At 44.3% G+C, this 21,676-nt stretch carries 13 protein-coding genes; 2 read left to right on the top strand and 11 right to left on the bottom strand.

What is annotated here, in order from left to right; all coding sequences use genetic code 11:
- Positions 1-49: 49 nt before the first annotated feature.
- On the bottom strand, positions 50-2,176 hold the full coding sequence (gene nrdD, locus AC4EVX_RS08100; RefSeq protein ID WP_308451908.1) for an anaerobic ribonucleoside-triphosphate reductase: 2,127 nt from the start codon (positions 2,174-2,176) through the stop codon (positions 50-52).
- 303 nt (positions 2,177-2,479) lie between these two features.
- On the opposite strand from nrdD, the gene AC4EVX_RS08105 reads away from it, so the two are divergent.
- Positions 2,480-3,328 (top strand): NERD domain-containing protein, encoded by an 849-nt coding sequence (locus AC4EVX_RS08105; protein WP_177977915.1) that lies wholly within the window; start codon positions 2,480-2,482, stop codon positions 3,326-3,328.
- Here AC4EVX_RS08105 and bioB read toward each other — a convergent pair.
- The 4 genes from bioB to AC4EVX_RS08125 all read right to left on the bottom strand — a co-directional run bounded on the left by bioB (position 3,297) and on the right by AC4EVX_RS08125 (position 9,504).
- Positions 3,297-4,310, bottom strand: coding sequence for a biotin synthase BioB (gene bioB, locus AC4EVX_RS08110; protein ID WP_177977916.1), 1,014 nt, complete (start codon positions 4,308-4,310; stop codon positions 3,297-3,299). The genes AC4EVX_RS08105 and bioB overlap by 32 nt on opposite strands.
- A gap of 152 nt (positions 4,311-4,462) precedes the next feature.
- Positions 4,463-6,883, bottom strand: a complete 2,421-nt coding sequence (gene pheT, locus AC4EVX_RS08115) for a phenylalanine--tRNA ligase subunit beta (protein ID WP_490159960.1) — start codon at positions 6,881-6,883, stop codon at positions 4,463-4,465.
- Between the two features lie 20 nt (positions 6,884-6,903).
- Positions 6,904-7,947 (bottom strand): phenylalanine--tRNA ligase subunit alpha, encoded by a 1,044-nt coding sequence (gene pheS / locus AC4EVX_RS08120; RefSeq protein WP_177977918.1) that lies wholly within the window; start codon positions 7,945-7,947, stop codon positions 6,904-6,906.
- 639 nt (positions 7,948-8,586) lie between these two features.
- On the bottom strand, positions 8,587-9,504 hold the full coding sequence (locus AC4EVX_RS08125; protein ID WP_177977919.1) for a LysR substrate-binding domain-containing protein: 918 nt from the start codon (positions 9,502-9,504) through the stop codon (positions 8,587-8,589).
- A 206-nt stretch (positions 9,505-9,710) separates the two neighbouring features.
- Between AC4EVX_RS08125 and brnQ the strand changes: the two genes are divergently transcribed.
- Positions 9,711-11,093: a branched-chain amino acid transport system II carrier protein gene (gene brnQ, locus AC4EVX_RS08130; RefSeq protein WP_177977920.1), complete on the top strand. Its 1,383-nt coding sequence runs from the start codon at positions 9,711-9,713 to the stop codon at positions 11,091-11,093.
- 69 nt (positions 11,094-11,162) lie between these two features.
- Here brnQ and AC4EVX_RS08135 read toward each other — a convergent pair whose 3' ends face one another.
- The 6 genes from AC4EVX_RS08135 to AC4EVX_RS08160 form a co-directional block, all read right to left on the bottom strand.
- On the bottom strand, positions 11,163-12,470 hold the full coding sequence (locus tag AC4EVX_RS08135; RefSeq protein WP_177977921.1) for a TIGR02679 family protein: 1,308 nt from the start codon (positions 12,468-12,470) through the stop codon (positions 11,163-11,165).
- Positions 12,460-16,521 carry a TIGR02680 family protein gene (locus AC4EVX_RS08140; protein WP_490159961.1) on the bottom strand — a complete coding sequence of 1,354 codons (4,062 nt, stop codon included), beginning with the start codon at positions 16,519-16,521 and terminating at the stop codon, positions 12,460-12,462. The genes AC4EVX_RS08135 and AC4EVX_RS08140 overlap by 11 nt, the downstream gene beginning before the upstream one ends.
- Positions 16,518-17,654, bottom strand: a complete 1,137-nt coding sequence (locus AC4EVX_RS08145) for a TIGR02678 family protein (RefSeq protein ID WP_490159962.1) — start codon at positions 17,652-17,654, stop codon at positions 16,518-16,520. Before AC4EVX_RS08145 ends, AC4EVX_RS08140 begins: the two co-directional genes overlap by 4 nt.
- Positions 17,651-19,126: a TIGR02677 family protein gene (locus AC4EVX_RS08150; protein ID WP_177977924.1), complete on the bottom strand. Its 1,476-nt coding sequence runs from the start codon at positions 19,124-19,126 to the stop codon at positions 17,651-17,653. Before AC4EVX_RS08150 ends, AC4EVX_RS08145 begins: the two co-directional genes overlap by 4 nt.
- A gap of 181 nt (positions 19,127-19,307) precedes the next feature.
- Positions 19,308-19,832, bottom strand: coding sequence for a MazG family protein (locus tag AC4EVX_RS08155; protein WP_177977925.1), 525 nt, complete (start codon positions 19,830-19,832; stop codon positions 19,308-19,310).
- 443 nt (positions 19,833-20,275) lie between these two features.
- A complete protein-coding gene (locus tag AC4EVX_RS08160; RefSeq protein ID WP_490159963.1) occupies positions 20,276-21,397 on the bottom strand; it encodes a 5-methyltetrahydropteroyltriglutamate--homocysteine S-methyltransferase in 1,122 nt (373 codons plus the stop codon).
- Positions 21,398-21,676: the final 279 nt, after the last annotated feature.

The following is a 21,676-nucleotide window of genomic DNA, read 5'->3' on the forward strand; positions in this document are numbered from 1 at the left end:
ATCTTCAAATGGCAGAACATTCACCTGTCATTCTTTTCATAAATAAAAGTTACAGGTGCAAAACTCTGCTCTTGATCTCCTTCGTCTTTCCGGTGTTCCAGAAATTCTCTCCGAGATATCCACAGGTGCGTCGGGTCACATTCATCTTGCTGTGATCCTTATTTCCACACTGAGGGCACTCCCACTCCAGATTGTCATTGAGTTTGATCTCGCCCTCGTATCCACAGACCTGACAGTAATCTGACTTTGTGTTAAACTCCGCATACTGGATATTGTCATAGATGTAGGTCACAAGCGTCTCCATCGCCTTGAGGTTGTTCATCATGTTCGGAACTTCAACATAAGAGATCGCACCACCTGTCGAGAGGTTCTGAAACTCGCTCTCAAAGCGGAACTTATCAAATGCATTGATCTTCTCACGCACATCGACATGGTAGGAATTCGTGTAATATCCCTTGTCAGTCACATTTTCAATCACACCATATTTCTGCTGGTCAATCCGCGCAAAGCGGTAACAGAGAGATTCCGCCGGTGTTCCGTAGAGTCCAAATCCCAGACCCGTCTCGAGTTTCCACGCCTTAGTCTTGTCATGCATGTACTTCATGACCTTCCACGCAAATTCCCGTCCGACCGGATCTGTGTGGCTGACACCCTTCATCAGATACGTCATCTCATAAATGCCAATATAGCCAAGTGAGAGGGTCGAATAACCATCCTTTAAGAAGCGATCAATCTTTTCTCCCTTTTTCAGGCGCGCAATCGCCCCATACTGCCAGTGAATCGGGCTCACATCGGAGAGAGTTCCAAGAAGCGCATTGTGACGGCACATCAGCGCCTCACGGCAGAGCTCGAGTCTCTCATCGAGAAGTTTCCAGAATTTTTCCTCATCGCCTCGCGCAAGAATTCCGATCTGCGGAAGGTTGATGCTGACAACTCCCTGATTGAATCGACCTTCCCACTTATAATTTCCGTTTTCATCTTTCCACGGAGACAGGAAAGACCGGCATCCCATACAGCTGAAAACATTTCCCTCATAATTCTCGCGCATTTTCTTTGCAGAAATATAATCCGGGTACATTCTCTTTGCCGAGCACTCCACTGCCATGCGAGTCACATCGTCATACGGACCACCCTTTAAGCAGTTGCACTCGTCAAGCACATAGATCAGTTTCGGAAACGCTGGGGTCACATAGACTCCTGCGTCATTCTTTGTGCCCTGAATGCGCTGTCTGAGAATCTCACGAATGATCATCACATTCTCTTCCACATACTCATCATCCGGATCAATCTGCAAAAACAGGGTCACAAAAGGCGCCTGACCGTTCGTCGTCATCAACGTATTGATCTGATACTGAATTGTCTGAACACCGGAGCGAAGCTCGTCCCGCAGACGGATTCCCACAATCCGCTCGCGCTCCTCGGCACTCATCTCATCGTGAAACTCCTCGACCAATTCCCGCTCAAATTTCTCGCGACTCCGGCGCAGATACTTTCCGAGATGCTTGACTGCCACAGACTGCCCGCCGTACTGGTTGCTTCCGACTGCTGCAATAATCTGCGTCATGACGATGCATGCGACCTGAAAGCTCTTCGGCGTCTCAATCATCTTTCCGTTCATCACCGTTCCATTGTCGAGCATGTCCGCAATATCGATCAGACAGCAGTTAAAAATTGGCTGAATAAAATAATCGGCATCATGGAAATGCAGAACCCCGTTCTCATGCGCGAGAGTGATCTTCTCCGAAAGAAGCAATCGTTTCGTCACATCTCTCGACACCTCTCCCGCAATATAGTCTCTCTGCGTTGACGCGAGCACGGTGTTCTTGTTGGAGTTCTCCTCCGCCAGCTCCTTATTCTCATTGCGAATCAATTTCAAAATCGATTCATCCGTTGTGTTGGTCTTCTGAAGCAGTGCACGCTGATAACGGTAAAGCATATATTTCTTCGCCAGCATATATTTGTTGTGCCCCATCATCTGTCTCTCGACCAGATCCCGAATTGTATCAACCGGAATCACATCCTCTGCCTGCTCTTCCACACAGCGAATCGTCTGCTCCACAAGCCCTGCATCTGCCTGCTCAGATTCCTCTACCGTCTCATTTGCTCTGCGAATTGCCGCCCGGATCTTGTTGGCATCATAAACCGCGATTCTTCCATCCCGTTTCTGTACTTTCATCCCCGCTCGTCTCCCAACTATATATAGTTATTTTCCACGTTCATGTATCAATATATAGTATTTATATATGACACTGCAAGTCCTATTATACGAGGAGAATTCCACTTTGTCTATATGCGGATTCCATAAAAAATTCTGTCTCCCGTCTCGCATGCTCCCGCCTTTCCGGCGATACGCCCCTTAAAACCGACCTTTTTCCGACTATACAAAAAGCCGAAAACGAATAAAATCAATCTTGTCGAAGAGAAAATCTCTGCGTATAATAACACTCAGATAACAGAAAACCGGAGGATACAACCAATCATGCAATTACTCAACAACAACCTGTCTGTTTTCATTTTGATCCTTGTCCTTGCGGGTGTTCTTGCACTCTTATGGCATCGCTTTACAAACAGCCCTGCCGGACAGTTTTACAAGACCACCTACCACAAAATCACGCACAATTCCTATCGGAAAATCCAAAAGGACAAGGGTGCTTACGGCGAATATCAGATTTATCAGAATCTCGCCTCCTACGAGAGAGACGGCGCTCATTTTCTCTTTAACTGCTATCTCCCATGGCGTTCCGGGGAGACGACCGAGATTGACGCACTGATGATTCATCACAGCGGAATCTATGTGTTTGAGAGTAAAAATTACGGAGGCATAATCGCAGGAAAGGAAGCCGACGAATACTGGACGCAGACATTGCCGGCAAAGGGACATTCGATGACGCAGAACACTTTTTTTAACCCAATTTTGCAAAACCACTCCCATATTTCCTGTTTAAAAGAGCTTCTGTCCAGAGAAGCCCGTGAAATTTTTGCGCAAACAAGCAAAAAGACAACAAAAAAAGAGGTACCCATCCACTCGGTCATCGTCTTTTCTGATCACTGTGATTTGAAATCCGTTCCCAGACGGACGACGGAGAGTGTCACGGCAACTTACCGCACTCTGCCAAAAATCGTCGCTCCGATCGCATCAAAAAAGCGCTATGCGTTGAGTGCAGAAGAGGTTTCTCAGATTGCGAAGCTCCTCTATCCATGCACACAAGCCAGCACAGCGCAAAAACATCGTCATGTTAAGTCGGTTCAAAAACGGGTAAATTCCTCTCAGAATGCCGGTAAATCCTCAAAATCTTCTACACACCGGAGGACTCAATCTCACAGGTAAATCCGGCATCCGTGACTGCCTTCACAGTATCGGAAATTCCCTGACCACCGGCAGTTAAGTATCCCGATGCAAAGATCGAATCGACAACGCTCAAAAGCTCCTTCTCTCTTCCCTTGAAATAGATCTCACGTCCTGCCGCACAGCGGATATCGGTCTGCGGAACGAGAAGGCGCGCAAGGCAGAGCACTTTCAGACCGTATTCCGGTGTCAGAATCGAGGTATCGATCCCCTCAAGCGGGGTGCCCGGAATCGGGATCAGGAAATTGATCGGAAGTGCCTGCGGGCGAATCTCGCGAAGGTCGAGAAGCATGTCGACAACATCCTCCTTGCTCTCTCCCATTCCAATGATTCCACCACTGCAAATCTCAAATCCAAGTCTCTGAAGCATGCGAATATTCTGCACGCGCTGTTCGTAAGTGTGTGTCGTACAGATATTGTGATAGTAGGAGCGACTGCTGTTTAAGTTGTGGTTGATTCGGTCAAGACCGGCATCTTTGAGCATCAGGGCCTGCTTTTCGGTCAGGAACCCGATTGAACAGCAAAGATGAGTTCCCTCCGCCTTCATCACGCGGATTTTCTCTGCAAGTTCCTCGATCTCAGCATCGCTAAATCCCATTCCACTCAGTCCAATACAGTGGCGGGAGAGATGATTCTCCTGAACAAACGTATTGTCGCGGTAGAGCTTCTCATCTGCAACCCACTTGTACTTGTCAATATCCGCCTGAGAACGGCTCGACTGTGCACAGTACGCACAGTTCTGAGAACAGTTTCCGCTTCTCGCATTTGTCAAAATATGGATGCTCACGCGATTTCCCTTGTACTTCGTCCGCAGATTTCCTGCGACGCGCATCAAATCGCCAAGTCTCTCATCCGGCAAATTAATCAGTGCAATCGCCTCATCTCTCGTCAGATTCGGTTCCTCCTGAGCAAAAACCTTTGCATAGATCTCCTCGTTATTTACAGAATTTTTCTCGGCAGTCATGAACAAATTCCTCGCTTTTCTCTATTTCTTCATAGTCTTCTTATGATTTCTTTTTTACAATAATAATAAACTTTATCACGAACTGCCATCTATGTCAACTTGTAATTCGATTTATGGTTTACAAGTTTCCCGATCATCGACTCAACGATCGATCAGCTTCTCAGCTCAATTCCGTAAGTCTTATTCAACTGCTTTAAGATCTTCTTTACATATCCGTCCACGGTATCAGCGCCGAATGCCTCATCCTTCGGAGTGAACAGAACGGTAAATGCCATAGACTTCTTGTTGGAAAGGATCTGCTTGCCCTCATATACGTCAAAGAGGGTGACATCCTTTACAAACGGGCTTGCCTGGTAGATGCACTCCTCAACCTGTCCACAGGTGATGTCCTTATCCATGACAAGAGCCAGGTCGCGCTTCTCCTCAGCAAACTTCGGAAGCGGTTCAAATACCGGTGCCTTGCCATACCACTTCTCAAGCGCCTTCATGTTGATCTCCAGAACGTAGGCATCCTCACGCATTGCCTCTTCCTTCATGATCTCATATTTTACCTTTCCAAAGTAACCGATCTTTTCGCCCTCGCAGAGAATGCTCGCCGTCTGATACGGGTGCAGGAACGGTTTCTCGGTTCTCTCATAGGTGAAGGAGATGTGCAGAACATCTGCAACGGTCTCTGCCATTCCCTTTAAGGTGAAGAAGGACTCGTCCTTACCAAATGCACCGATGCACAGCGTCTCACGCTCCTCCGGGTACTCCGTCAGCGGAAGTGCCTTCGGGATAAATGCATTTCCGATCTCGAAAATACGACCCTCGAAAATTCCTCTCTTCTGGTTGCGTCCCATCGCATGAATCATCTGCGGTGCAAGCGTCGTTCTCATCAGGGAGAGATCCTCGTTGATCGGATTCATGATGCGGATTGCGTGACGCTCCGGTGCATCCTCTGCAAATCCCATTTCATCAAGGTCTGCCGGGGAGAAGAAGGAATAATGGATTCCCTCAAAAGCATCAACACTGCACAGCGCTCTCTTCACCTTCAGAATCGTCTTCTGGCGCAGATTGCTTCCACCGATCGTTACCTTTGCAGTCGGAAGGAAGGTAGAATTGATGTGCTCATAGCCATACATACGGATAACTTCCTCAGCGACATCCGGGTAATCCTCCATATCCTCACGGTATGCCGGGAAATGCATCGTCAGCTCATCGCCATTGATCTCCGGCTGGAAGTTCAGACCGGTCAGAATGCGAAGAATATCCTCGTCCGGAACCGTGATTCCGAGAACGCCATTTACCTTCTTGATGCTGGTCTTGAAGGTAACCGGCTCTAAGGAATTTCCGGTGTTCACATTCCTGTGAGTCTTGGAAACCTTTCCTGCTCCAAGCTCTTCCACAAGATGCAGGGCGCGCTTCATTGCCATCTCAGTTGCGTACTCATCGACACCTTTGGAGTATCTCTGGCTTGCATCAGAAGACTGACCAAGTGCACGGGAGCTTCTACGGATGTTGTCGCGGGCAAATTTTGCAGATTCGAACATAACCTCAGTTGTCGTGTCACGGATCTCGGAATTCAGACCACCCATGATTCCTGCAAGAGCAACCGGCTTCTTGCCGTCACAGATTACAAGGTTGTTCGGATTTAATGTGAACTCCTTCTCATCGAGAGTCACGATCTTCTCACCCTCGATTGCACGTCTCACGCAGATTGCATTGCCCTCAAGGTAATCGCAGTCAAATGCGTGAAGAGGCTGACCAAGCTCTCTCATGATGTAGTTTGTAATATCAACGATGTTTGAGATCGAATTGTTGCCGACAAGAGCAAGTCTTCTTCTCATCCATGCCGGAGACTGACCCAGCTTTACATCGTATACATAGTGTGCAAGGTAACGCGGGCACAGATCCTGTGCCTCAACGGTAACCTCGAAGCCTTCCTTCTCCACCTCAGTCTCGGTGTAATCGAGTGCCGGCATCTTGAGTGGCTGACCGAGAGCCGCAGAAACCTCTCTTGCCAGACCGAAGATGCTCTGGCAGTCCGGACGGTTTGCAGTGATCGAAACGTCAAAGATCCAGTCGTTCAGTCCGGTGATCTCTTTTACATCTGCACCAATCTCGGCATCCTCCGGCAGAACGAGAAGTCCGCAGTAACCGGCGCCCGGATACAGATCCTCATTTAAGCCAATCTCCACGCCGGAGCAGAGCATACCGTAAGACTCATATCCTCTGAGTTTGCCCTTCTTGATCGTCACAACGCCCTCGATCGTGACATGATCCTTTGCAGTTGCATAAACTTTCGCGCCGACCATCGCAACCGGATACTTTCCGCCTGCCTTTACATTGTCAGCTCCACAGCAGATCTGAAGAAGCTCCGGTCCGCCTACATTTACCTGACATACATGGAGATGAGTCTCCGGAATCGGCTCACAGGACTCCACATAGCCGACAACGATTCCGCTGATGTCCTTTCCCACCTGCCATTTTTCTTCTACCTCAAATCCACAGTCGAACAATTTTTTCTCCAGCTCATCTGCGGAAACATTGATATCTACATAGTCATTTAACCAGCTTAACGGTACAAGCATTTCTAATCCTCCTGTCCTGATCAGTCATCGATCTGATCCAGCACACGCAGATCAGACTCAAACAGCATTTTGATATTGTTAATGCCATATTTCAGCATTGCGATACGCTCCAGACCCAGACCGAACGCAAATCCGCTGTACTTCTCGGAATCAATTCCGCAGTTCTCGAGCACTTTCTTGTTTACAACGCCTGCGCCGAGAACCTCAATCCAGCCGGTTCCCTTGCACAGTCTGCATCCCTTGCCTCCGCACTGGAAACAGCTCACATCAACCTCAACAGACGGCTCCGTGAACGGGAAGTAGGACGGGCGAAGTCTGGTCTTGGTGGACTCACCGAAAATTCTCTGAACGAACATATCAAGCATGCCCTTCAAATCGCAGAGCGTGATGCCCTCATCAACGACAAGACCCTCCATCTGGCTGAACATCGGAGAATGGGTTGCATCGTCATCGGAACGGAATACTTTACCCGGGGAAACGACCTTGATCGGCGGTTTCTTTGCTTCCATGACATGAACCTGACCTGCGGAAGTCTGGGTACGAAGCAGGAACTCCGGAGACAGATAGAACGTATCCTGCATGTCACGCGCCGGGTGATCCTGCGGGGTGTTCAGTGCAGTGAAGTTGTAGTAATCGGTCTCGATCTCCGTTCCCTCATACACCTCAAATCCCATCGATGCGAAGATGTCGGTCAGCTGATTGCGAACGGTCGTTACCGGATGCAGGTTGCCGTAGCGGATCTTTACCGGAGGCATCGAGATATCAATCTTCTCAGACTTATATCTCATCTCCTGCTCCTTCTCCTTCAGCTTCTGATCCAGCTCGTCAAAGAATTCGTTTGCCCACTCCTTTGCGCTGTTGATCGTCTTACCGAACTCTGCCTTCTGATCGTTCGGAACGTTGCGCATCTCCTTCATCAGAAGACCGATCTTACCCTGCTTGTTGTCCAAAAAGGTCTTCTTGAACTCATAGACACTTCTCGAAGTCGTCAGATCATCTGCGCCCTCACGGATTTTTTCTTTGATCGAAGCGATCACTTCATTCAGCTCTTTTAAATCCTGCATGATTTCTCTCCTTTTCTATTACTGTGAAACATGTTCTGCAATCCGCACATCCAGCTTTGACTTTGTGGAAATTTAACTTTGTGGAAACAAAAAAATCCCTCTGCACAAATGTGCAAAGGGACGATTAGACAATAATTCTACCGCGGTACCACCCAGCTTCCTGCAAACAGATAAACCCTACTCTGTCACAGACACTTTCCGGTGCGTAACGTACACCAAACGTCAATGCCTACCCAACCACTCTTTCTCTCGGTATTCAGCAATGAAGCTCCCGTGGGAAATTCGGATATCTGTCTGAACGGAAAGGGGCTCACAGCCGACGACCTCTTCTCTCTGACCGGAAACAGTATCTTAAAAACACGATCTTCGCTTTTCTTAAATATTTTCTTAAAATAAATTATGATTGCAGATATGACTGTCCGAAACTAATATGAGTATCCTGGTATCCTGATTTTCCTACCATTCTTTACGCTTCAATCCTCACATCGTTCGAAACAATTCATAGTCTATGATTCATTCTACTCATTTCAGTCAGAAAAGTCAAGTTTTTTTCAGCGTCCCATCAGCATAGCCCCTTTTTTGCGATCCGCCCTGTCTGCATCTCATTTCACTGTTTGATTTTTTCTCCCCACCGGATTTCTACAACTCTGTAAAACAGTTTGTCCCAACTCCCTTTCTTTGCTCTGCCTCCCGAATATATTCCAAGACGCAATCTTTCAGCTTCTGCATATTTTCTGAGAGTGCTACGCCTTTCTCCGTCCCCATTCCCAGTTCGCGAAGGCTTCTCGGCGTGACCGGGACACAGCAGACATCATCCGTATTTCCACGGATCATCAGCTCTGACATCATCGAGATTCCAAGTCCTTTTCCCACCATACGGATCACCGTCTCATCATCGACATAGACGGTCTGCTCTTTTGCCTTGACCCCGGCTTCCCCAAATGTCCTGTGCACATCGATGTCAAATCGACCGTAGGGCATCAGAAAATCTTTTCCCTCAAATTCTTTCAGCGGAAATTCTCTCCGCCCCTCAAGCGGATAATTTTTCGGCAGGATCGCATAGAGAAGTTCCTGATAGAGCGGTGTCCATTCGCATTTTCCCACGTCCTGCCGACTTGCAAAAATCACATCGGTCTTTCCTTCCTCAAGCAGTTCAAACGGCTCGAGCGCGTGATCCACCATGCGCAGATCCACATCGACATTCGGGCAGATTCGTCGAAACCGATAAAGAATTTCCGGCATCCAGCACATCGCCATACTCGCATAGGCCGCAATGCGGATCGTCTCCATCTGCTGTTTCGCGATCGCCTGAATCCGATTTTCCAGATTCGCATTCGCCTGCAAAAACTGTCGGATCGCCGGCACAAGCTCCCGCCCCTGCTCCGTCAGAGAAATCCCGTTATGACTCCTGACAATCAGCAGAAATCCGATCTCCCGCTCCAAGCTGTTCACAAGATGAGTCAGTCCCGACTGCGTGTATCCCACAACTTCCGAGGCCTTGGAAAAGCTCCCTAAATCCACCGCCGTCATCAAAATCTCCAGTTTTTTTGCATCCATCTATTTGTTTTGTCGCCTCCTTCTGCTCTGTTTGGGTTATTGCGTGTTCTTCTGTGCATTTATCGCTATGACAATGGATATTACACTTTGTCATACTTCTATTATAAAGATGGATTTCCCAAACTGCAAGTTGGAGCTTACAATGAGTATTATATAAAGATTTAATATGTAACGAATCGTACAACGAATATAATGAGGTGATTTTTATGATAGAACAAAGACAACTCTCCCATCTTTCCTTCAGTCAACGCACTTTGGTGGCTGTCACTCTGTTTGGCATGTTTTTCGGTGCCGGAAATTTGATTTTCCCGGTTCATCTCGGACAGCTTTCCGGTCGCAATCTTTTCCCCTCTATGATCGGCTTTATCATCACTGCGGTGGGAATTCCGATTCTCGGCGTTGCATCGATCGGCAACACACACTCCGACGGACTTCAATCGCTCGCGTCAAAAGTCGGCAGACGGTACAGCTACGTTTTTACCTGTCTGCTCTACTTGACGATCGGTCCGTGCTTTGCGATTCCAAGATGTGCGACGACATCCTTCACAACCGGAATTGCTCCGATGCTTGGGACTCAGATTTCGGAGCGTTTCGCTCTCTTTCTGTTTTCCGCCATCTTTTTCGGACTGGTACTGTTTTTCTCCTTAAAACCGGGAAATATCACACTCTGGATCGGAAAAATCATCAACCCGCTGTTTTTATTTTTCCTCGCAATCCTGATTTTCTCTGCCCTGCTTCATCCGAGTATTTCGATCGCTTCCGCGATTCCGGATGCCTCTTATGAAAGCGGTGCTCTGTTTCACGCATTGTCTGAAGGATACGGAACAATGGATGCGATCGCCGGTCTCGCCTTCGGTATCGTCGTCATCAATGTGATTCGCCAGATGGGTGTGAACGAAGATGACGCTGTCGCAAGAGAAGTCCTGCACTCCGGCATCCTCGCCGGACTGTTGATGGCATTGATCTACATGCTGACAATCCTGATCGGCGCACAGTCACTCGGACTGTTTGCCGTTTCTGAGAATGGAGGAATCGCGCTTTCCCAGATCTCAAGCCATTATCTTGGCAAAGCTGGCATGCTGATCCTCGCCATCACAATCACATTTGCCTGCTTAAAGACCTCAATCGGACTCGTGACAAGTTGCGCTGAGACTTTTGAAAAAATGTTTCCAAACCGCCTGTCCTACACTGCCTGGGCGATTCTGTTTACCGCGTTTTCATTTTTTATCTCAAACATGGGGCTCTCGACGATCATCCGCTACTCCGTGCCCGTGCTGATGCTGATTTACCCACCGGCAATCACGCTGATCCTGCTTGCACTGTTTGGAAAATATTTTGAACATAATCAAAATGTTTATCTCTGGGTCACTGTATTCACCTGGTCAGCTTCGTTGTTTGATTTTTTGGGGTCACTTCCAAAACAGCTCCAAATGGCGCTTCACCTCGACCTTGCTGTGGAATTTGCAGAGAGATTTCTGCCATTCTTTGATCTGAATCTCGGCTGGATCGTCCCGGCGCTGATCGGACTGATCGTTGGACTGATGGTACAGAAGAAAGAAACGCTCGTGAATGTGGGGATGAATTTTTAAGAAAAAGAGATGGAAAAAAGATCTTGCAATAGTTTAATTCCAATTGCAGGATCTTTTTTCATAAACCATTCAAGTATCCTGCTTACTGATATCCTCCAGCAATTCCTGCAAAATATTCTCCTGATATCCTGACAATCGTCTCTCTTTCACAACTTCAGCTGTCTCTTTCAGTTGTGGATGACAGATATATTCTAGCTTGCTAATTCCAAGATCACTAATTCTTTCTCCTGAACAACTTTTTTCATAATCTCCTGGAGACATTCTCCATATATGAATTCCATCTCCAAATTTTTTCCAAAGTCGCTCTGCAATCTGGATTCCATCTGGATCAATGTCTCCACTGTAATAAATTTGCATATCACTTTTCAAGATCATCGGAATCAGGATCTGTACAACAGAACGTGGTTGCCCTGCTGTGCACAACAATATAGGGTCCCGATTCCGTAAATGGTGAATCAGATACGTAAAAACCATCTCATTCTCTACAATATACACCTTTTTCCCTGAAGCTCGCACACCGATCACTCCACACATGTTTTCCATTGTAATCACATATGGTTCTTTTCTTCTGCAAAAAGCTACATATGCAGGATGCCATCCTTCTTTTGTTTCCAGTTGCAATCCATATGCGTGTACCATAGAAGATATATTATCCGGAATGATTCCTGCACTTTGCAAAAGTTCTCTCCAATTATGGGCATTTGAAGGAAAGTTTACACCTTTGCAATAACTGATCCCATGTGTCAAAAGGATTCCTCCCACACTTCCGCGATCAAAGTAATGAGGATTATCCGATACATCAGCAGAGAAAACTGCCAGAGGACTCTCCGTCGCTTCTGCTTTCATTTTCTCCAGTTTCAAAAGAGCATTTCCCACCTGGCTTATCAACACTTCTGCTGATTGGGGATCTCTGCCATATTCTCTTATAATTATTTGATACCCATATTTCTTAGAGCTCCTTACTGCTTCCAGCCATTTCACAGCGATGGAATCTTTTCCAGCTTTTTCAGAAAAACATTCCTGGATTTTATTCAGAAACATCTCTTTTTGCTTCTGATTTTGTTCTGCTTCCATCTGATTTGTCTGCAATGGTTTTCCAAAATATGCTTCCAGAACTTCTTTCATCTCAACAGGTGCGTATCGCGTTTTTTGTAATCCTGCCTCAAATTCAGCAAAGGAAAAATGAATGGTATCCTCAAGAAATCTCCTTCCAATGATACTGCTGATTGCCTTTCGTTCTTCTTCCGAAGTATCTTTTAACGTGATTCTTCCGGCTACTCTTCCGTAAGAACGCCATTTCTTCCACAATTCCTGGAAACACCGATGATACGCATCGCGACATCGAAAATACTCCACACATTCCTGGCTATTGTTCATCAAGAATCCTCTCTTTTCCGTTCCATGTATAGCGAATCACCGAAATCGTTTTGGAATTTTGCGGTCTGAGAAGCTCTGCAATCCTGAGACCTTTTACGGTTTCAAAGCACCCCCACAACGCCTGTGAGTTAATAATATAGTCGAAGTCCAGTTTATGAACCAGCTTAAACATACTGCTGATATTTTTGTCATCTACTCCGGCAAATGCTTCATCCAAAGCAATCATGCGTGGATGATCCTGCTTTTCTGCTTTTTTATACTGCGCATTTACGGCTGCAAACAACGGGACATACATCGCCATCGCTTTTTCTCCACCGCTGAAACGGTTAAATGCCGCATTGGTGAGAGGTTTCTTCTGTTCTTCACCGCGCCTGAAATACATATGAAACTCAAACCATTTTCGATAATCCAGCGCATCTCTCACCAGTTCCATGTAGTTGATCATGCCATCGCTTTCTTCCAGCTTCATCTTTTCTGCTCGGATCTTACTGCGGAAATGAGTTGCTACCTTCTCAATATCCTCAATCGTCAAAAGTTCCCAATCACGAAGTAAAATTTCTTCCAGCTCATTGGTATCCAGCTCTTCTCCATTTTCTGCCCTACAAGGTTTCCAGTCCAGTGAGAAGCTGAGTCCCATAGAGGTATCCATTTCCCTCATCAACTTTGACATATCTGCAACCCATTTTCTGCTCTCCGCAATTTTATCCGTAAGTTGTTGACTGATTGTCTGAGAAAGAATATCTTCAAACAGTTCCCTGTCCTTTTTCTGAATCAGCAATTCTGTCTCATCAATGGCGATCTTTAATATTTTATAAAACTCTTCCAGATAAACTTTCTTCCCTTTCCAGGTAGATACAATCCGCACACGATTTCGCAAAATACTACTGTTTTGAGTTTCCATAACAGAACCCGATTCAAAACAGTTTTCAATCGAAGTTCCATAATTCGTCAGACTTCCATTATGGCGCTGATATACCTGATATAAGGACTGGAACAGATCTGCTGCTTCGCGGTTTCTGTCGTTCTCACGCATCATTTGAACCGCTGTTTTCGCACAGTCTGCCAAAGAACGATTTTCACGTTCCATAAGCAAATTCAGAGAAAGTTCTTCCTCGAAATAATTTTTCAGCATCGTTTCAAGAGAAATTTTTTGTCTCAGATTTTCCTTCTGTATCGGTTCATTCTTCACCATTCTTTCTCTGTTTGCTCTCAGAACCGCCAGTTCTTCTCTTACAGTACCACATTCTTCCGTAATAAACGTAATTTCTTCTCGAAGTTTTTTCAGTCTGTTTGCTTTTTCTACAATGTCCGGACGGTTTAAATATTCTTCATACTGGTGAATCTGGACATCAAATTGCTTAACTTTTGTGCTGTATTTATCTCGTTCAAAAAAAGCATCATCCATACGAGCCTGATTCTCTTCGATTGCTTCTTCCTGAGAAATACCTGCTCTCTTCTCATTTTCAAGTTTCAGTAAGCACTGACAAATTTCCTGACAGAGGCTTCTGTATGCTTCCAGTGCATCCATTGCCTCTTTGTATGCCTCTCCCGTTCTTCCATACGGAAACGACTTACATGTATGCAACACGATCTGATACTGACTGTTCTTTTCTTCAGCAATCTTCTTTTCCAGTACTTCCTTCTGATTATATTCATCCGTTATCCGGGCTAGCAATAACCGACCGTCTTTTTCCTGATCCAGTGCCATATTAATCTTCGTAAATCCAGGCAAGTTCTGATATTCCCTTTGAAGAATTTCCAATTTTTTCTTCCATTCTTCTATCTCTTGTTCCAGCTCAGTTAATTTTTCTGTCTGAATTCGGATCATCTCTTCCAACTCACGGATTTTTTGTTCCTTCCGCCGTTTTCTCGCCAAAAATCCCACAAATTCTGCATCACCCGCCTTATCTGCCCGACCAAGCAACATCCCCTGCTGAAACCATCCATCTGTCCCAAGATAATTTCCAGTTTCTGATTTTTCCTCTTCATAAATATTGCTGAGAATCCGTCTGACGGACTGTTGCAACTGTGGTTCCAATTCTTCACTGACGACTAAGGAATCAAATCTGGACATTCCACTTTTTTCCGCATAAAGCACCGTGTCAAGAAACTCCGGACACTGTGTCCGAATTCGCTCTAAATCACACTCTGATACGACCAACGCATCCAGAATTCCCGAATGTTGTAATTGAGCTTCTAATCTTGCGCAGGAATGAGAATCCAGATTTTCCGAAAATTCTACGGTCTTGTAAAAAGGCACTGCCGTAATGCCCGATTTTTCCAGAGCAATTCTCGATGTCTTTGTCTCCTCAGAACGTTCCGGTTCCAATTCCTCCTGCCTGAAAGCCTCTGAAAGTTCTTCTTTCGCTTTTTTCAGGATTCCCGACTGAATGTTCCGTTCATTCTCTCTGTTGTTTTTCCGGTCAAGTAACTGTTGCCTCTGTTCCTCATACGATTTCCGAAAAAGTTCCTGAATTTTCCCTGCGTCTTCTACCGACTGGTATTCTTTCATTTTTTCTTCTGCTTCCTGCAAAAGGGCAGAACTCGGATGCCACTGAACAGATTGTTTTTCCAGTTCAAAAACATCTGTAATCCACTGATCGATGCACTCCAAGACCTGATTCTGTGCATCCAACAGTCCCTGACTCTTATTTTCTTTTTCTTTTTTCAGAGACTCCAGTTCTTCCAGCACTCTGTCATATCGTCCGGCTATATCTTCATACTGCCTTATCACCCGCTGGCATTCTTCCATGAGTTTTTTTCGTATCTCAAGTCCTTTTGCAAGTTCCTCTGCATACTCCTGATTTTCCTGTTCCAATACCTGCGTCCATTGTCCGTGCTGTTCCCACTGTAAAATTCTCTGTTCTTCTTCTAACTCCTCTTTGAATTCTGCAAGATGCTCTCTTCTCTCCTCCAACTGATCCTGAATTCGTTTCAGCTGTTGTTCTCCCTGCCATATTTTTGTATTATAATCCTGAATTTTTCCATTCCAACGCGTCTCATCTTCAAATGCTGTGTTTCTCTGTTTTTTTGCATCTTCCAGTTTACGGTCAATTCCTTCCAGATCCATATCTAAAAGCCCGTTTCGTTCTGTTTCTGCCAAAATTTTCCGTTCTTCCAGTTCTTTCAGATATTGCGTTTTCTTCTGACAGGAATCTTCTGTCTGATGCAGTTCCCGTTCCTGTTGATCCAATTCCTTCTGCGCTTCTTCTACTTCCTGCTTTTTCTGTAAATATGCCTGAGCTTTTTTTGCCAGCATATACTGATTATAGCGCGTATATTCATTTCGGATGATTTTGATGTCCGCAAATGCACGGTTCAGCATTTCCAGACTGTCCTGTATCTCATCCATTTTCTCCATGGCATCTACCATAGCCCTCAAATCTTCATCCGTCAGAGTCTGAAGCGAATCATTCAAAATTTCATATACTTTTGTAGGTTTAAATTCTTTAGAAAGTTTCGGTGCCCGCACTTTTACAAGCAGCCTGATAAACTGCTCATATTGCTCTTCTTTGCGGAAACCAAAAATATACTGATTCACATGCTTTTTATATTCACTCTGGCTGTCTGTGAAAAAGTTCTCCTCTCCAAGAAGAGTCTTCATTTCACGTTTGTCCAGAGGAATTTTGCTTGTTCCAACTGTTTTGTACAACCACAGATCATATCCGATTCTCTTTCCATCCAGAATTACAAAGCCCCAGAAATCCATCGGTTTTCCACGTTTCGCCCGTTGACCGATTCCAATACTTCGACATTCCTCTGTGCCTTCCTTTTTGAATTCGAGAAATAAATATCCCGTCGATTCGTCTTTTTCTTCCTCACCTAAAAAGTAATATTCCATTCTTCGATCGCTGGAGCCAAATGGATCCAGTCTGCTGGGTGTACGATCTCCATCCAATACAAATGGGATAAAACTCTGCGTAGTAATAGATTTTCCGGAACCATTTTGACCTCTCAGCAGAAGCTTTCCATCCACAAACTCAAAATCTTCTTCATCATACAACCAGAAATTGACAAATCCAATTCGATTCATTTTCCAACGGTCACTCATTTTTTCACATCCCCCTTGAAATCATCTGGATAAACACCTGACAGCCTCCCTGTTACCGGATATATCACAATCTGTTCGTTCTCGCACCGAATCATAAGCCAGTCTTCCATATATTTCACTATGGTTTCCAGTAATTTTTTCTCGTCCATTTCACGAAATTCTTTGCTCCATCCGGCCAGCCATTTATCGCGACATTCATGTACCAGATCTGCAAATTTTTTTCGACTCATAAAAATCCGTTCATTTTCTGTCTTTTCCAGCTTTCCTATAGCCAGGTCATCCTGGATCTTCTGACAAACGAGAAGAACTGCCTCCGGCAGCATTGCATCCCTCGGATGTACAGTTCCATAACAATCATCATTCTCCAATGTCAGGCATGCCATGTTTTTATAAATCTCCAAGTTTCCACTCAGATTTTCTCTCAGGTATTTTGAGATCCACTGACGCTGATTTTTCAAATACAACGCATCTGCATCATCATTTTTCTCCCAGTACATAACCGGACATACCGAAAGCTGTCTGTAAACACGATTAATACGCGCAGACCCCCGATCTTCCTGAACTTCTTCAAAATCTGCCTTTTCAAAATCCTCCCATGACTGATATTCGGAAATATCCGTCGGGAAACTTGTCGCAAAATATTTGGAATACCCTGTATTCTCATACAACACTTCCTGCCCGACTTCTGCACCAAATGCCTCGCTCTTTCCCTCATACACGCGCAGCATCTGTAATTTCTCCATATACTGTAACACACGGACAAGAGATTTTCTCTGCGCAAAAGAAGTCCAGTCAACTTCCATAAAGACTTTCAACTGAGTCTCCACATAAGTGATCAATTCTGAGAGCAAAAACTGTTCCTGTTCTTCCTTGTCCTCCAGATACATCAGAACTACGCACAAAATACAGTAATCCCTGATTTCCGTAAACTCTGTGATTCCCATAAAGGCTTCCGCATGTGCAGGTCTTTTTTCCAGCTTCAGAAGATTATCCGTATAAATCAATTTCCATCCAAGCTGTTCTCTGACAAACCGCTGAAATTCTGGCATCTCTCTTTTCACTTTATAATACAGTTCTTTCTCTGTATCCTTACAGATCCAAAATCTTTCAAACAATGTTCTTATCTCATTCATGACTGTTTAAACTCCAATATATAACATGGCATAATCAAATTTCCGTCCTGACACTTTAACACACAGTTTTCTTTTTTTCGTATCAGCCGATATTCCTGTCCATACTCCGTTCTTCCCACTTTCTGTGAATTCATATTGGCCTGAGCAATCCACTGTAAAAAGACAATTCGGATCTCCTCCGTCACCGGTTCATCAATCTCAGAGAAAATAATTTTATTGTTCTTAATATATCGCATCACAATCTCTTTTTGTCTTCTTGCCTGTGACAGATACATTTCCCTCTGCAATCGCTTTTCCATCGTCTTATCTCTAAATCCGCTTTTTTCTTTCTTTTCACGGTAATTACGAGTATGAGGTTTCAACAAAAACTCACACGGTTCTTCCTCATAGATACTGCTGTTAATGGAATCCGATTCTCTCGGCTGAATTGTCTTAAAATGTTGAATTTTCTGGATTCCAAAGACATGTGCTGAAAGTTTTCCCGCTTCATTCATATCTTCACAGTTAAGAAAAAGCTGTAAGAATTTTTTATAATCATCCTTTCTGCTGATTCCCCAGTTCTGAATCTGTACAATCAGCGCTGCATTCTGAATGATACTCCGGATGACATCGTTTGTAACTTTCAAAACTTTTTTGCACTCACACTCATGCTGGTCCGAACCAATAAACCAATGTTTGAGAGAGGTCCATTTTCCATATACATTTTCCCGTATGCTGGGTTCTGCATTTCCATGAATCTCAAGAAGTGCATGAGGAATATCCAGTTCGCTCTGTATTACTTTTTCCAGAATCTGCTCTTCTATATCAGACAGATTCGTCTTCAAAATCCGTTCTATTCTGTGGGAATGGCGCTGTATTTCCTGCACAAACTCCGTTAGATACTTGATAAATTTATCTTTATGAACAACAAACTCTACGGATTTCATCAATTGTTCTGTTTTTCCTGAATAAAAATCTCTGAGATAATCCTGATAATTCTGATTTAATCTTTTGAAGTCTTCCTGCAAAAGACGCCACCATTCATTTACTTCTTTCAAAGTAGCCGTCTTCATTTCCGGAGCTTCATTCAGACTTTTTTCTAAACGTAAAAAGAAATTTGTGGAAAGATTTCCAGATTCTACAAAAATATTTTCAAGCCTGACCGTCAAACGTTCAATTTCTACTGCATATTCGGACATTGTATATTGATATTGCTTGTTTTTATAATCTGCAATCGTATAAACTCTGCCTGGATCCTGAATCGGTGTAAGATTTTTCCACTTAACGAGAGCATTTAAATCCAAAACTAACTGTTCCATCGTATAATTTTCAAATTCGTTATCCTTCTTCAGGAGATCAAAAATGTCTTCTTTATACAACTGAAAATTCATCTTCTCATATTCCCGGTAAAAGCAACGCATAATCTTGCGATATACAGGTGCATTCAAAACAGAAAGGTACGATGCCTCATCAATTTGTCCTAAGTATTCCATTTAAGAAATTCCTTTCTGAAATTTATTATCATGCTATCCCAAGCACTTACTTATATCATTCAAGTCGACACTCACGGAACGTATCACTGTGACAGTTATTGAATGACCAAGTATTCCCGCTTAGATGTCCCAAAAGAGTCTCATTTTACATCTTCTCTCTTAGCTAATGGATTCTGGTTTACTACTTGCTAATTTTATCAAATCCTTTTCGCTTTTTTGCGACCTCAATCAGTTCTTCCGCCTCATCAAAGGCTCCCGGCAGATAACTTTCCATCCACTCTTTTCCCTCTTTTTCCTGTTTCTTGATCTCTGCCCAACTCGCCTGTACCTGTTCGGAACCAGAAACATCTGTCGTTCCAAACACATGAGGGTGTCTGCGGATCATTTTTTCTGTAATTCCGTGAATCACATCTTCCAGTGCAAATAAGCCTTCTTCCTCTGCAATCTGTGCATGCATAACCACCTGCAACAGCAGATCCCCCAGTTCTTCCTTCAAATTCTCCGCATTTCCAGTTGATTCCAGAATGTTGATTCCACCAATGACTTCCGCTGCCTCTTCCACGCAGGCTGACTTGAGAGAAGCATGTGTCTGTTCCCGATCCCAGGGGCATCCATCCTTCGCCCGGAGTCTGGCAATCACCTGCACCAGATGATTCAATTCTTTATCCAACTGATCATAGTTGTGTTGATCGCATTTTTCGTTCATGCCTGTCTTTATCTCCTGTCTCGTATCTTCTAATCTCCTAACCTACTTCTGTCCCCTGTCTTCTAGTTTCCTGATAAAGCTCCTAATAAACTCATGGATTTTTACTCAAAAATATCTATCGCATTTCTTTCTTAATCTCTTTTCTCTTTGTTTTTATTATATAGTATACCGTATATTTTCACAAGCAAAGACTATCGAGTGTCCATATGTCCTCTTACCACTTTTTCGCATTTAATGATCTCAAGCCGAAATTCCTGTACTTAGCATTCATATTTATTTTCATATGAATTACTGCATCTGAAAGCTCGCAAATGTTGACCTAAATAACATAGAACAAAATTTCAATCATACGAAAACAAGGACTTGTCAATTTGTGGCAGGTCCTTGTTTTCATTACATTGCATTTTACAGATTGCAAAAAATTTTGGACGACACCCAAACTCTTATTTCCAAACTTCCTCTGCAATCTCTTTTACTAATTTTAATTTCGCCCACTGCTCTTCTTCAGTCAGCTTGTTACCGATCTCACAGGAAGCAAAACCACACTGCGGGCTCAAGTATAAACGATCCAGCGGAACATATTTCTCCGCTTCACGGATTCTTGCAATCACAGCCTCCTTGTCTTCCAGAACAGGAGACTTCGTGGTCACAAGACCAAGAACCACTTTCTTGTCGCCGGAAACCTTTGCCAACGGAGCAAAGCCACCTGATCTCTCGTCATCGTATTCCAGATAATAGGCGTTTACATTTTCCTCGCCAAAAAGCAGATCTGCTACACCGTCATAAGCACCGGAACTGAAAAACGTGGAATGATAGTTACCACGACACACATGAGTGTTGATCACCAGATCTGATGGAGCCTGTGCTACGACTTCGTTATTTAACTGAAGAAGCAGTGCCTTATAATCCTCTAATTTCTGACCCTTTCTGCCCGTCAATGCAACTGCCAGCTTTGGATTTACCATACCGCCCCATACGCAGTCGTCAAACTGAAGGTTGCGACAACCCGCCTCGTAGATTTCATTTACAAATTCCACATATGCCTTGATCACATCCTTTGCAAATGCTTCCTCTGTTCTATAAATATCAAGTGTGGTTCCGAGAAGCTCTGCACCAGTAAAGTATGCATAGAACTGACCCGGAGAAGGAATCGTCTGTTTTGCTACGGTATTTTCATCCTCCAATGCCTTCACAAATTTGAAATGTTCTACAAACGGATGATCCTTTACAGAAATCTTGCCTACCATATAGGTATCATCAATCATCGCTGCCTCTGCATCGAAAGTCGTATTTCCCTGTACGGTCTTTTTGTGCTCAATGCCCTCAAATCCCCACATGAAATCAAGATGCCAGGTAGATCTGCGGAATTCGCCGTCCGTGATCACATGATACCCGAGTTTCTTGATCTTTGCTACCAGATCACGGATGCAATCATCTTCCACAGCTGTCAGCTCTTCCTTGGTGATCTTACCTTCGTCAAAGTTCTTTCTTGCCTGCTTTAATACTTCCGGTCTTAAAAAGCTACCTACAAAATCATAACGAAATGGGGTTCTCAAATCTGCCATTGTCCTATCCTCCGTCTTTGTCAATAAAAAATCCAAGAACTATTTTTTCTAACAATCAATTTGTTAATGCGCTTTTTTTCATTGATTTGTTAATCATTGGTTTTTTAGTAATTGCTTTCCCAATGATTTGTTTATTCAGTCATCGGTTTTCTTCTTCTGTTTTTTTATCTGAGGATAGTTTAACAGTATTTTTTCACTTTGAATAATACTTCATTTTGAGACTTGGGGCTGTCGCATTAGCAAATATTTTTGCTGGGCGGTAGCCCTGCTTTATGTCAA

The organism is Brotaphodocola sp., from assembly GCF_983179755.1.